This is a genomic window from Enterobacter sp. 168J2, from assembly GCF_034107265.1.
Classification (GTDB): Bacteria; Pseudomonadota; Gammaproteobacteria; order Enterobacterales; family Enterobacteriaceae; genus Enterobacter; species Enterobacter nematophilus.
In genome coordinates, this window is record NZ_JAWNEB010000005.1 from 91,725 (window position 1) to 104,467 (window position 12,743).

At 47.8% G+C, this 12,743-nt stretch carries 23 protein-coding genes; 20 read left to right on the forward strand and 3 right to left on the reverse strand.

The features are described 5' to 3' along the window. Position 1 precedes the first annotated feature (1 nt). From USG84_RS14565 to USG84_RS14575, 3 genes are all read right to left on the reverse strand, one after another. The gene (locus tag USG84_RS14565) at positions 2–193 is read right to left on the reverse strand and encodes a hypothetical protein (RefSeq protein ID WP_320738370.1); all 192 of its coding nucleotides are present in this window, start codon (positions 191–193) and stop codon (positions 2–4) included. After that, a complete protein-coding gene (locus tag USG84_RS14570) occupies positions 193–708 on the reverse strand; it encodes an HNH endonuclease (protein WP_320738328.1) in 516 nt (171 codons plus the stop codon). The genes USG84_RS14565 and USG84_RS14570 overlap by 1 nt, the downstream gene beginning before the upstream one ends. Positions 709–931: 223 nt before the next feature. Continuing rightward, positions 932–1,639 (reverse strand): helix-turn-helix transcriptional regulator, encoded by a 708-nt coding sequence (locus USG84_RS14575; RefSeq protein WP_221716949.1) that lies wholly within the window; start codon positions 1,637–1,639, stop codon positions 932–934. A 78-nt stretch (positions 1,640–1,717) separates the two neighbouring features. Here USG84_RS14575 and USG84_RS14580 point away from each other — a divergent pair, with 78 nt between their 5' ends. From USG84_RS14580 to USG84_RS14675, 20 genes are all read left to right on the forward strand, one after another. After that, the gene (locus tag USG84_RS14580; protein ID WP_221716920.1) at positions 1,718–1,939 is read left to right on the forward strand and encodes a Cro/Cl family transcriptional regulator; all 222 of its coding nucleotides are present in this window, start codon (positions 1,718–1,720) and stop codon (positions 1,937–1,939) included. A gap of 137 nt (positions 1,940–2,076) precedes the next feature. Next, complete coding sequence (locus USG84_RS14585; RefSeq protein WP_023972039.1) at positions 2,077–2,367, forward strand: CII family transcriptional regulator; 291 nt, start codon at positions 2,077–2,079, stop codon at positions 2,365–2,367. A gap of 44 nt (positions 2,368–2,411) precedes the next feature. Beyond that, entirely contained in the window at positions 2,412–2,570 is a 159-nt protein-coding gene (locus tag USG84_RS14590) for a hypothetical protein (RefSeq protein WP_320738329.1), read from the forward strand. Further along, positions 2,557–3,660, forward strand: a complete 1,104-nt coding sequence (locus USG84_RS14595) for a replication protein (RefSeq protein WP_320738330.1) — start codon at positions 2,557–2,559, stop codon at positions 3,658–3,660. The genes USG84_RS14590 and USG84_RS14595 overlap by 14 nt, the downstream gene beginning before the upstream one ends. Next, a complete protein-coding gene (locus USG84_RS14600; RefSeq protein WP_320738331.1) occupies positions 3,657–5,024 on the forward strand; it encodes a replicative DNA helicase in 1,368 nt (455 codons plus the stop codon). Before USG84_RS14595 ends, USG84_RS14600 begins: the two co-directional genes overlap by 4 nt. A 10-nt stretch (positions 5,025–5,034) precedes the next feature. Further along, positions 5,035–5,487: a transcriptional regulator gene (locus USG84_RS14605; protein WP_320738332.1), complete on the forward strand. Its 453-nt coding sequence runs from the start codon at positions 5,035–5,037 to the stop codon at positions 5,485–5,487. A gap of 435 nt (positions 5,488–5,922) precedes the next feature. Next, positions 5,923–6,222 carry a hypothetical protein gene (locus USG84_RS14610; RefSeq protein WP_320738333.1) on the forward strand — a complete coding sequence of 100 codons (300 nt, stop codon included), beginning with the start codon at positions 5,923–5,925 and terminating at the stop codon, positions 6,220–6,222. Between the two features lie 139 nt (positions 6,223–6,361). After that, the gene (locus tag USG84_RS14615) at positions 6,362–6,772 is read left to right on the forward strand and encodes a recombination protein NinB (protein ID WP_320738334.1); all 411 of its coding nucleotides are present in this window, start codon (positions 6,362–6,364) and stop codon (positions 6,770–6,772) included. Between the two features lie 199 nt (positions 6,773–6,971). Next, complete coding sequence (locus tag USG84_RS14620) at positions 6,972–7,190, forward strand: hypothetical protein (protein WP_151413769.1); 219 nt, start codon at positions 6,972–6,974, stop codon at positions 7,188–7,190. Between the two features lies 1 nt (position 7,191). Further along, a complete protein-coding gene (locus USG84_RS14625; protein ID WP_320738335.1) occupies positions 7,192–7,551 on the forward strand; it encodes a DUF5448 family protein in 360 nt (119 codons plus the stop codon). Then, the gene (locus USG84_RS14630; RefSeq protein WP_320738336.1) at positions 7,544–7,720 is read left to right on the forward strand and encodes a protein NinF; all 177 of its coding nucleotides are present in this window, start codon (positions 7,544–7,546) and stop codon (positions 7,718–7,720) included. The genes USG84_RS14625 and USG84_RS14630 overlap by 8 nt, the downstream gene beginning before the upstream one ends. Beyond that, complete coding sequence (locus USG84_RS14635) at positions 7,710–8,012, forward strand: hypothetical protein (protein WP_320738337.1); 303 nt, start codon at positions 7,710–7,712, stop codon at positions 8,010–8,012. The genes USG84_RS14630 and USG84_RS14635 overlap by 11 nt, the downstream gene beginning before the upstream one ends. Continuing rightward, on the forward strand, positions 8,005–8,601 hold the full coding sequence (locus tag USG84_RS14640) for a recombination protein NinG (RefSeq protein ID WP_320738338.1): 597 nt from the start codon (positions 8,005–8,007) through the stop codon (positions 8,599–8,601). The genes USG84_RS14635 and USG84_RS14640 overlap by 8 nt, the downstream gene beginning before the upstream one ends. Continuing rightward, positions 8,598–8,864, forward strand: a complete 267-nt coding sequence (locus USG84_RS14645) for a hypothetical protein (RefSeq protein WP_320738339.1) — start codon at positions 8,598–8,600, stop codon at positions 8,862–8,864. Before USG84_RS14640 ends, USG84_RS14645 begins: the two co-directional genes overlap by 4 nt. A gap of 345 nt (positions 8,865–9,209) precedes the next feature. Next, complete coding sequence (locus tag USG84_RS14650) at positions 9,210–9,974, forward strand: antitermination protein (protein ID WP_320738368.1); 765 nt, start codon at positions 9,210–9,212, stop codon at positions 9,972–9,974. A 786-nt stretch (positions 9,975–10,760) separates the two neighbouring features. Continuing rightward, on the forward strand, positions 10,761–10,997 hold the full coding sequence (locus USG84_RS14655; RefSeq protein ID WP_047741100.1) for a holin: 237 nt from the start codon (positions 10,761–10,763) through the stop codon (positions 10,995–10,997). Further along, complete coding sequence (locus USG84_RS14660; protein WP_320738340.1) at positions 10,972–11,439, forward strand: glycoside hydrolase family protein; 468 nt, start codon at positions 10,972–10,974, stop codon at positions 11,437–11,439. The genes USG84_RS14655 and USG84_RS14660 overlap by 26 nt, the downstream gene beginning before the upstream one ends. Positions 11,440–11,662: 223 nt before the next feature. After that, positions 11,663–11,950 carry a hypothetical protein gene (locus USG84_RS14665; RefSeq protein ID WP_320738341.1) on the forward strand — a complete coding sequence of 96 codons (288 nt, stop codon included), beginning with the start codon at positions 11,663–11,665 and terminating at the stop codon, positions 11,948–11,950. Between the two features lie 347 nt (positions 11,951–12,297). Continuing rightward, positions 12,298–12,489, forward strand: a complete 192-nt coding sequence (locus tag USG84_RS14670; protein WP_320738342.1) for a hypothetical protein — start codon at positions 12,298–12,300, stop codon at positions 12,487–12,489. An 11-nt stretch (positions 12,490–12,500) separates the two neighbouring features. Next, entirely contained in the window at positions 12,501–12,743 is a 243-nt protein-coding gene (locus USG84_RS14675) for a DUF2560 family protein (protein ID WP_063855104.1), read from the forward strand.

A 12,743-nucleotide genomic window follows, 5' to 3' on the forward strand; every position in this document is an offset into this window, starting at 1 on the left:
ATCACCTCGCTGTAACGTTATTAGACTTACGATGACCAGCTGCGAAAAGCGCAACTTCTGGCAGACACACCGCGCCACCTTCAACTTCCTTCTGACGCGTTCCGGCAAGCGAAATGGCTTTGGTGACGCGCTCACTACAGCCTTCCGACAGCCGTGAAAATGCACGGTCAATCTTTTTACAGTAGGCTTTCATTACGCTGCATCCTGATAGCTTTCTTTAGGAAAGTTCGTCCATGCAAACTCACCGTGTATCTCAATGGCAGCTAGATCGTAAGCTTTGGCTGCATCTTCAGGTGAGCTATAGAATCCAAGATGTTTTACTTTGCTGTTAGAGCAGATTTGAGCCTGCCATTTATTGACAGATTTCATCCATGAAACTCCTTTGAATCCGCTTTTATTTGTTTTCCTTATCCCTTGGTTGTGTTGATTTTGGTTATGCGTGCAGATACGAAGATTGGAGATGCGATTATTTGCTTTATTTCCATCAATATGATCGATATGCATCTTTGGGCACTCTCCATGTGTCAGAGCCCAAGCCAATCTGTGAGCAAGTAGCTTTTTTCCTTGAACGCTTACGAATGCGTATCCCTTCGAGTCAAAATATATGGATTTCAGCTTTCCGCTAGGAGTGAAAAACTCACCAGTTTCTTGGTTGTAAGTGATCAGGTTGTGAAGCTTATCTTTGTGATACTTATCGCTGTAGTACATTCTGAATACCTCTCAAGTAAGGGATATTTAGAATGTTTGTGTTGAGCAGCATTGCCGTTCTTCCTGAACCCGCCGCGCTCCCGACGCATGGTTTAATGTCGCGCCGTTCGACATGGCCTAATAATGTACCCAAAGTTCACTCATGTAAAGTACCAAAAGTACAATTTGAATGTAAAAAAAGTTCACAAACGCACAAGTTTATGAACTTTAAAGGAATTTATTTTTATCCGAAGCGTCTGTAATCAATTGACTGGCGTATCAGGACCTTAGCCATTATGTGAAGCTGGTCTTCTTCGCCTTCATCAATGTGCCAACGATCGTATGCGGGATTATCGGAGATTACGGCAAGCCTGTTTTTCTGCATCTGTAGGCGCTTAACATGCATTGTTTTTCCAAACACGAACACATACACACCATCGCCATCGAAGAACGTAATGGAGACATCAACAAAAATTTCATCGCCAGGATTTATTGTCCCCTCCATGCTGTCACCTCTAACGGTGATCACCTTTACGGAATCCTGAGGTCGTCCATTGAAAAGATTTCTGGCTTGCTCTGACGTGTACTCTATGGCTCTGATTTTCTCTACGAATTCATTAGACACCATTGTTCCAGGCCCCGCGCTGGCTTGTACGTCCAGCACATCCACCCTGTAGGTATCTGACAGCCTGGACATATGGTTAATCGTGATTCCATCATCCGAAGTATAACCATGTAGGTATGCAGCTGTGGTCCCCAGCACGCTTGCGAGGGCTTCCATTTTCTCCTTTCTGGGAACTGACTCACCATTAAACCATTTGCTGATTGCTTTTGGAGTCACTTTAAGTCTGACAGCTAAATCAGCCTGCCGCCCATGTACTGGCAATCCCGCTTTGTCACAGGCCAGCGCAAGCCTCTGCGAGAAAGTATCACGCTCTTTTTGTTGAACCATAAGTTCAACTATATTATTTATTGACTGTACTTTCAGTTCCGTCATAATATGAACTACAAGTTCACCACAGGAGACAACATGAGCGACATTACGTTTGGTGACGTTATCAAAACCGTTCGTGTTTCAGTTGTGGCTGAGGTTTGTGGCCTGACTCCAAAAGCCGTTTACAAGTGGCTGGAGAAAGGGGGATTGCCGCGTACAGAATTCACTGATGAAACTGACTACGCGAAAAAAATCTCTCGTGCATCTGGCGGCAAATTCTCAACCGCACTGATTAAGCGAGTCGGAAAAGCAGCATAAGCACGTTTTTAAAATGTACTTTTAGTTCCGAACGGCCCGGTATATGGTCGGGTGCCCGGCGTGGTCAAGGATGACTGTCAATGGTGCACGATAAAAAGTACTAAATATCAATTATCTAACTAAGGAAATCTTAATCAATGGAACTAGCAAATCACAGCAAAAAGGTACGCGAAGTGGAGACAGAGCTTCGTGCCCGACTCGTTTCAATGGGTCAGACAAATTTCGCAAAGATGGCGGGATGGGCTGATTCAAAGGTAAGTCGATTAAACATCCACGATATGGCTGTGACGTTCGTTCTTCTGGAGAAAGTCTGGGAGACAAGCCTGATTCGTGAAGTGGCAAGACAGGCTATTGCAGCTGTGATGCCAGAAAGCAAAAAACGCCCAGCGGTAACTGAGCGTTTAGAGCAAATCACATTGGATTTTTGAGTCACTGTGTTACGTCAACAACACTAACTACAGGAGATATTTTAATGCGAAATCGTAAAAAGTACCAGGAAAAAGAAGAGATTCGACACCCTGATTCACCTGAAGGATTAGTGAATACAGCAGCCAATAACCGGGCGTTCGCAGAGCGTCTTATTGGCGTTTACAGACTAGCCAAAGCAGGAGTGAAGAATGGGCGTCGTTAAGTTTTCAGACTACCAACCTCAACGCGAGGTAGTGGAGCGCAAAGTGGCGAGTCTTGATGATGGTTACATGCGTGTAGCTACCAACATCGGGAAGCTTAAGCCAAAACTGAAACTTGCAGGTCGTGAACATCAGGTTCTGGACGCCGTTATCTACTGCACCTTTGGCTGGAATAAGTCGGAGGACAAGGTAACGAATACATACCTGGCTGAAGTGACAGATCTGGATGATTCAGATGTAGCGGCAGCCCTGAATGTTCTGGCAGAACGCAAGATTATAAACCTCAGGAAAGTGGGTGGATTCAAGCTGGTCAGTGTGAATGTCAGCATTGATAAATGGGTTCTCAAAAAGACCCCGAAAAAACCACCCAAAAAGTTGGGCGAAATCACCCAAAAAGTTGGGCGAAAAAAGGTTTCAAGTTGGGCGAAATCACCCGACACCAAAGACAGTCTTACCAAAGACAATAAAACCCCCCTTAATCCCCCTGAGGGGATTGAAGCGCTCGCTCTGGATTGTCTTGATTATTACAACGGTCTTGCAGGGGCAAGATGCTCATCACCTGAGGCGTTTGTGAAAGCCCTTAGCACTGTGAAAGCCAAAGGTGTTTGTTACTCCGTTGATGAGCTTAAGCTGGTAATCAAATGGGCTGTTACCTGTTGGGATGCGAGAAAGACCCCGCCGAAGCCGAATAACATCTGCCGAATGACTCGATTCGATGGATACCTTTCAGACGCTCTTGGTTGGGCTGATGGACAGGGAAGCAATCCTGCAGCTTGCCCTCACGCAGAAATCATTGCTCTGTGGAACGAGAAATTCCCGGTTAAAGCAGTATCACCTCACGAATGGAATCGTCGCCGTCCTGCTCATCGCGATCTGGAAGCAGTATGGAACGGCAAAACTTCACAAGGAAACTGGCGTGAGCTTAAGCACATGGGAATGGCATTCGACCTGATAGGCAAATCATCGCTGTTCACGACTAAAGGAGATCAGCCATGGTTAACTCTGGACTGGATACTTAACCCGAAGAATTGGGGCTCTGTGTACGAACAGGCCATCAACGAGCACAAGCAGCGTAAAGGAGTCACTGCATGAGTCGCTTTGTAGATTTATACGTTGAGAAAACAGTTCTCGGCTCAATCATGATTTCCCGGGAGGAGTTTGCAGACGCAGCTGTCGATGCCATTGAGTGCCTGAGTGAAGATGATTTTACGGTGTTTGCTCATAAGGTTGTGCTTAGAACCCTTAAGAACCTTAACTCAATTGGTTCTCCCGTGGATTTACTCACAGTGACATCTGATATCGAGGCGAGAGGAGATCTCGATAAGGTTGGTGGATTTGCATACCTGGCAGAAAGCACGAAGGATGTTCCATCGGTCCGTAACCTCCCTGCATACGTCCAGAAGCTCAAGGAGTTCACTACAGGTCGTGTGATGATGCAGATGCTTAACGATGGCCTACAGAAGCTCACAGAGCCTACCACACAGGGATTGGCCGACATCATTGGCGAGATACAATCGTCATTCAGCAGCATTGAAACATCAAGCGATACTGGCACGCGACACATACTCGACGGAATTGAGATCGCAATTGACGAGGTTGAGTCAATAATCAATGGAGACATCTGGAAGCATCGGACAGAGCTTGGACTGACAGACATCGACAAGGCGTTTGGAGGATTCAACAATACAGATTTCATCGTTGTAGGCGGTCGACCTGGCACTGGCAAAACAATGTTCAGCACCACGGTTACTGAGACGGTGGCACTGAAAAGCAAGAAGCCTGTGATGTTCTTCAGCCTTGAAATGCCTATCGAGCAGATTTCTCAGCGCATCGCGTTTCACCGCGCCGGGGTCAGCAAAGAGGGATTGCTTGGCACGAATGGGAAGAATCAGGATGCCGAATGGGCAAAGGTTGGAAAGTGCATGGAAGAATTCGGTACAGCTCCTATCCACATCAACGACAAAACATCCCTAAGCATTCACCAGTTACGTGCTGAAGCTCGCAGGATGCACAAGAAGCTCGGAGGTCTTGGCGTTATCGTCGTCGACTATCTTCAGAAGATGAAGATGACCAATCCGGAAAACATGAACCAGTCAGTTGGTGAGATTGCTACCGGTCTGAAGAACCTTGCAAAGGAATTGCGCTGCCCGGTTATCGCATTGTCTCAGCTGAGCCGTAAGTGCGAGGAGCGCGCGAATAAGCGGCCTCTTAACTCTGACCTGCGTGAGTCTGGCGTTATTGAGCAGGAAGCAGACGTTATTTTCATGGTCTACCGCGATGAGAAATACAACCCGCAAACAGAGCTTAAAGGCGTCACTGAAATCATCTGCACTAAATCACGCCACGCCCCGGGCGCAGAGAAAACCTATTACTTCAGCAACAAACACTCAGGTCTTGACCCATACGCATTCGTGCAAAACGAATTACGCAGTTATCAGGATGAATACGAGTGTTAGGAGATAATCCATGAACACAAGAGACAAAATACTCAACCACCTTGAAACAAACATTCCCACCTCAGCACCGCAATTCGCAAAACTCCTGGGATGCCAGAAATCACACATCAACCTGCTACTGCGTGACCTTATCGCAGACGGTCAGATTGAGATTGAGCGCATCAGTAAGAGCGTTAAGTACTACCGGTTAGCATCGCTTCATCATGAGCGCACAGAAGCTGTCATGCGCTATCTGGACGAGCACGAAACCGGAATGGCAGTTGAGATATCCACGGCAACAGGAATCGACAAGCGCCTCGTAACGAAGATGCTCAAACACCTTCATGAAAACGGCGAGCTTCATCGTGACTGGTGCCATAAGAACGCATGGGTATACAGCAAGAAGCCGGTGTTTAACTTCGGAGCAGCTAACCCACTGACTGCATTTATCAACCAGAGATTGAGAGAGGTGCGAAGTGTTTAAGCCAGGTCAGTTAGTACAGTCGATTAAGTATGGAGACCATTACTTGGTTATTAGCGCAGGACCAAACTATGCGAAGGCCAAGCCGCTAACGAAAAAACGATGGCCGTTACCAACAATGTTTGTTGAATATGACCGCTTTAGAGTTGTTGGTAACAACTACCAACCAAAACCTAACACCACAGCACGCTGATGGAGAGGAATGATGAGTACGAAAAAGTATTGGTTTCTGAATGCTCTCTGGCAACTGGCTATGTACGGAATGCTTCTGGCTTTTTACCAGTACGAGTCGTATGCATTCGACTATAGCTGGCACTACAGGGCAGAGCGTTTATGGATGGTTGGAGCGATTTCCGCGCTCTTTCATTCGGTTATGTATTACGTGTTTCTGGAAGGGATTAATTGCTTCCCGCGAAAACAAAGGTAATGGAGAGGAATATGGACGAATCAAGAAAGCATTTTCTGGAATGGCTCCCACCGTTTTGGAGCCGAGACACGTTCATTGATGATGATGGCGATGAACAGTTTGTTGATGAATTTGTTCAGGGTGCGTGGGCTGGATACCAGGTGGGTTTGCACATACTACAACAACAGCCAATTGCAGCATATCAGGACGCATACGGTAACGCGGTTAGCGCAGGAGACTTCGATGGCGGAGAGCATGAAATGCACGAGACAGCACATCAAGAAGGATGGACGCCACTTGTCCGCGCCGCTGGAATCAAAGTGAAGGAGTGAGTATGAGGCTAAAGCTACCTGGCTGGAACATCTCGATATCGTGGCAGCCGAAAGCCAAGTGGGGCTATTTCTCGTTCTGGCATGATGGCCCCATGAGAGCATTCTGGATAGGCCACATCGCAATAGAGTGGTGGTGGCGATGAAACAAACAATCTTCCTTCGAAGTAAGCAGCAACAGCAGTCAGCTATAAACGCCATCCTCGCATCACCTCTCGACAACGAACGACCCATCACCATTCGAATCTCTGAATACAAGCGCAACCTCGACCAGAATGCACGTTTTCACGCGATGTTGGGAGATATCGCTCGTCAGGTCACATGGTGCGGAAAGCAACTCAAGCCAGAGCAGTGGAAGGTATTGCTGATTAGCGGTCACGCGGTCGCTACGAAGCAGGAGGCTGAAGTCGTACCCGGGTTAGAGGGTGAGTACGTCAATATCCGCGAGAGCAGCGCAGAGATGAGTGTAGGACGAATGGCGAGCCTCATTGAGTATACGATGGCATGGGCAACAGGTCAGAGCGTCAAGTTTACTGACAGGAGGTACGATTGAAGCGAACGTATTTCTACCACCCGCCAATGACTACCGACGAAGCCAACCAACTAATCACTCTCTACCACTCCCGAAACGTACAAACAACCAAGCACCTTAGCGCGGACCCACGCCTGTGGATAGTCGGAGCCTTATTGCCAGAGTACGCCAGCGAGCCAAAGGGTAGGAGTCAATATCAGCAACGAATCTGGAGTTAGCTATGAGCGCAGAAGAAGACTACATCGAGCGTTTCTCTGACCTCATGGAAGATGCAGAAAGCGAAGGAGTCGACGGCATAAACATCATGATGAATTACCTGATGGCTTATGTGGAGGCTATGACAGAGGACGAAGAAGAGCAGGGAATTATCTGGCAGTTAGGCGACAAAGACCTGGTCATTTCCATTGAGCCAGCAGAACAAACAGCGAGGTTGCATTGATATGGATTATTCGAAACTAACTAAACATGAATTAGCAGACTTGCGAAATGCTATTGAGAGAGAGCAAAAGCGCAGAGAGGGTGAGCCGAAAGTAATCACATATCGCGTTACATCCTGCATGACAGACCATCGATACTTCAAAGACCTTAAGTGTGCGCTGGTATGCCTGAAAGAAACGGTTGATCTGGTAATCGAAAGCTCTCTGGAGGATGGGGGAGAGTACGTTAACAAATGCACTGGAATAGTTGGCGTCGTGTTTCGCGTAGAGGAAGTTTCTCAGTCTGATTTCGATGCGTGGGAAGAGGAAAAGCGTTACGACGACATTTGCTTTGCTGAAAGAGTGAGTAGCTTAAATGATTAGCCAATCAGAAGCCCAATCCTACGAGCAGCATAGCATACGCCGAACGTTGTGCGCAGGCTGCACGAAGGAGCTATCAGATGGCGAGGTTCATTGCTGTGAAAAATGCGCATCACTGGCAATAGCGTATCGCGACCCTAACGGATTTATGACGGAGGAAGATGATGAGTGATTTACGCGTAGGTGGTATGGCGATTATTGTTAATAGTCTGCTTAAGGAAAACATAGGGAGAACAGTAATCCTCAAAGAGTATCTAGGGTTGATTAGAGGATTTGTACAGAATGCCGAAAGGCCATCCTGGGTTGTTGAATCAGCAACGGAAGAGATGTTGAAAGGTATCCTCCCAGGAAAGCAAATAGTAAATACCATGACTTGCTCAGTTCCATCTGACTGGTTGATGCCAATCGATGGAGAAGACTTCTATCACGAAGATGAGCGGCAGAAGGAGTTGACCAATGGCTAAAGGCAAAACGCCGAAGCCTAAGACCTGCCCAATCTGCTCTACCGAATACATCCCTCGAAGTTCACTCCAGAAAGTCTGCCACAACTACAAATGCGCCATTGCGTTCAATAAGCAACGCGATGCGGAAGTTGCTGCGCGTGAACAACGCAAGCGTGACAAGGAAGCTCGTGCAAAGTGGCGAGAGCGTAAGGCAGAAGTTAAGCCGCTAAAGCACTGGGAAGACCTGACGCAGCGAGTAGTGAATGACTACATTCGCGAGAGAGACAGGTATTTGCCATGCATCAGCTGCGGAACGTGGACAACGGTACAGTGGGAAGCGGGGCATTTTAGGTCAAGAGGCAAGGCATCACACCTGAGGTATCACGAAGACAATATCCATGCGCAATGTCATCACTGCAATGTGCATCTGTCAGGAAACCAACAGCAGTACCGCATAAATCTCATAGCCAAAATCGGCGCTGAACGCGTTGAGGCGCTAGAAAGCAACAACATCCCTCACCGATACACCAGAGAAGAACTGGACGCCATCAGAAAGCGTTACAGGGCTTTGCTGCGCGAACTGGTCAGGGCGAGAAAGGAGGCAGCATGACAGACATAAGCAGAGAGGTCTGTGAAGAGTATCTGGACGCTCTGGTGACAGTGGAGTTATCCGTCCGATTCGCCCAGCTCGAAGACCGAAAGATTAACGCAACCATCCGCGCAACAGTAACCGAGTTACTCAAGCGCATCCGCGACAAAAAAATTCGCGCCATCTTCGCAGGTTTAGCCCGTCTGCCTTTTCCTGATGGAGCACTGAAGATGATGCGTCGCCAGTTAGACAGCTTAGTAGGAGAACCCGTATGTGCTCAGTGACAAGCATCGAGAAAGCAAAGTTCCAGCGTAAACATGATCAGCAAACAGAAATGGCTCTTATTGAGAAAGAATCAGAACTTGAGCGCAGTCTTGATTTTGTCCGGGAGCAATTGCGGGAAGTGCGTAATCGGCTTGGTACGAATAAGCCAGACCATGACCCGGAGGCGGCCTGATGCTAAGTCTTCTTTCAACTGTCATTCCTGACTCATGGAAATGGCGATCATGGCGCATGTGGGATATGAGAGATACATACTACCTACTCAGGAAGTACGCCAACGCCAAGGTCGCCTACCAGATTGTGAAAATCGAAATGAAGATATTCCTGCGACAAAAGAGGGGAAAGAAATGAACCTGGAAAACGCAGTCAAGTTTCACTTCGCGAAGTCTACGCAGATAAACGATACACCGCGTGCAACCTCCTCAGAGACGTTAACTGGCACTGACGTGATGGCAGCCATGGGTATGACACAAAGTCGCGCCTCGTTGGGTTACAGCGCGTTTTTAGGGAAAATGGAAATCAGCAGCAATGACCGTGAGAAAGCTATTGAACTGCTGACCCAATATGCACTTGAGCACTGCGATAAGGTTGCCGCCTTACGTAAGCTCGAAAATGATATTAAGCCAAAGGTAATGCAAGTGCTCGCAACATTCGCATTTGCTGACTATTCCCGCAGCGCTGCCAGCACCAGAACCTGTGACTGTTGTGAAGGCAAAAAGTTTATCGATGCTGAAGTAATGACGATGAAAAGCATCGGGCAGCCGTACCTGACTGAGCGTAAGGAAACTGTGAAGGTGCTGTGCCATAAGTGCAAAGGGAAGGGCGTACTGACCAATGCATGCCAGTGCAACGGCAAAGGCGTTGTGGTCGATAAAGAGAAAACTATTCTACATGGCGGCGTTCCTGCATATAAAACATGCGGACGCTGCAATGGACGAGGTTATGCTCGGCTGCTGCCTGATAGCGTTCGGCAGTATATCTGCGCCACCTTGATTGATGTGCCAGAAACCACATGGAGAAGGTCATATAAGGACTTCTTCGAAAGCCTGGTAGGTGAGTGCATTAAGCAGGAGGAATATGCAAACCAGATGTTGAGCAAAGTCACTCGTTAGTAAATATTTTCTACTAAATAGGAATTATCTAGAAAATCACACTTTACAAAGTGGCGATATTTGTTTAATCTGAAACCAATGATGGAGTAGTGCAGTCATTCAATAGCCCTGAGTTAATAGCTCGGGGCTTTTTGCGTTCATACCGATAGCAAAACACATCGTCATCGTGGCGGTGGTATCTTGCATGAGGTGGAAGAGTGGCGCTCCTTCCCGTCAGCTCCACGAAACGGAGCCCGCAACAGGTAAGAGCATTTGTTAGTAACAGGTTCATGACCTAATCTGCTAGCGCCGTCAGAGTGCTCTTTCCTGTGGTGAGATACCCAATGCTGGCATCACAAAGCAAATGCGTTGTACGGCGACATAAGCACGCTAGCACCACACCTAACCTGCTACCTCAGGCAATCGGTCGAAAGACGCCGGATAAACGTAACCGGCATGCTTTAATGCGGATGTACCATGCGTACATGCTGAGTACGATTGCGTCGAAATACGCATTCAGCACGACCTTTCTGAAAGCGCATCCCACCAAATGCCAGACAGACAATACCCTCACCTTATCCGCTGTGGTTACGGTGGTGTATGCGCTCCCAAAAAAGAAAACCCGCTCAATGGCGGGCTTCGTGAAGATGGGTGGCAAGAGACTGCGTCAACAGCCTCTTGCCTGATTTGCCCGTGCGTTTACTCACGAACAAACCACGACACCGAAAATGTATCCTGGATTTGTTCTGATCACCATCATCCCTAATCCTAATTTGAACAAATCCTCCTGATGTTCTGGAGGTTGGAATGAAAAATATGGCAGACAAAGTAACCACTGCCGCTGCTTACACCACATCTGGGGCAACCTTTCTGGCGGGGAGTATGTCATTAAATGAATGGCTGGCTCTCGGCGGTTTCGTTCTGGCAGTCTTTACGTTCGCCATAAATCTGCATTACCAACGAAAACGAGATCGCCGAGAAGAAAACGCTCTACGGATGCAGTACGGAGACCGGCGCAATGAGTCAAATAATCCCCCTGCTTAATTACGAAGAGGGTTATCGTGAGAAACCTTACATTGATACCGAAGGCTATCCGACAGTGGCTTGCGGTATCAAGATTGGCCCTAAGGGCGCTTCGTCAAGCAATTACACTTTCACCGTTCCGCGAGATGTTGGTGATGTTTGGCTTGAGTCATTCGTCAAAACCACAATCAGCAAGATGAACGCTAATCCTTCCATTGTTGCTGCAATGAAATCCTGTAACCAGGCTCGTCGAGACATCCTGATAAGCATGGCTTACCAGATGGGTGTTAACGGCCTGGCAGGATTCAAGAACACGCTCGCAATGGTAGCGGCAGGTAACTATGCAGGCGCAGCCAACGGAATGCTATCAAGCCTGTGGGCTAAGCAAACTCCTAATCGCGCCAAACGTCATGCCGAGGTGATGCGCACTGGTGAGATGACTGCATATGCGGGGCTGCTATGAAACTTCGACTCGTTGATGACTGGCGGCACTGGTGGAGATGGAATTCAACAAAGGTGATTCTGGCTCTTGGTGCTCTGCCAACTATCTGGTTTGAGCTTCCCCCGGAATGGAAAGCCGAAATCCCATCAAGCTGGATGCGAGTTGGTGCGATAGTCCTGATGGTTGTTGGGGTTCTGTCGAGGATGACTTTACAGAAGCCTCCAAAGGATAAGGGAGATGGGAAATGACCAACCTTATCGCATCAGGCTGGCAATATATCTTAGGCATTATCGGGATTATCGTTGCTGTACTGGCTGCATGGTTCAGCGGAAAGAGCAAAGGCACAACAGAAGCGAAAGCAAAGGCTGATGTTGAAGCTGCTAACCAAACCGTGAAGCAGTCGCAAGCTGCCACTGATAAGCAGGCCTCAATCATTAAGGTTGCAAAAGATGCAGACCAAACGAATCAGTCTCTTTCTGATGACGCTGCTCGTGACCGCATGCGCAGATCAAAGTACCACTCCGACGATTAAGTACATCAACGTTGATTCAGCCTGCACAGCATTCGGACCGATTATCACGCACGGCAAAGACCCTGAATTGATGGATGCAAGGACAGTGAAGGCGATCAACGCCCACAACGACAAGTGGGATTCATTATGCGAAAACGAGAGCGTGAAATAACGCTGCTCTATGGAATGTCACTCATACGTGATGACGTTCTCAACCATCCGCTACCAAAGCATTCAGCCAAAGACAGATTAATCACCTTCGTGCATTACACGTTTGCATTCGCATCTGTCATCACACTGGCAGCCTCATCAATCATCCTGATTATCTCGTTCATCCCCACTACGGGATAAAAACAAAAGGTGTTTCAGTGGAAATCAAAATAAATAACCTTCCAGGCTACGCAATCATGCGGCCTGAACATTCCATTTCTATGGAGATGGTTGAGGTGACGGTACCTGTTGCACTTAAGATTGAAAAATTAATTGCCGATTGGTGGTTTCCATTATTAGCGCCGCCAGCCTGGTTCGCATTTATCGTGTGGATTTATCAATACCTATAACGGAGCCAACAATGGCAGACATTACCCAAATGACAGATGCACAGAAACTGAAGCTCGAAGTCTACCGCCTGGTGATGAATGACTCAGCTGCTACCGAAAAGGCCATTGAGTTTATCGCCGGCAACGAGCTGAACTTTGAGCTGTTCAAAGATGCATATGCCAAGACAGCCAATGAGCCGACTGCGCTAGCTAAAACTGAAAAGGCGATTCGTGAAGCCAAAGAAGTACTCGACCTGTTCACCACTGGAGTCTGA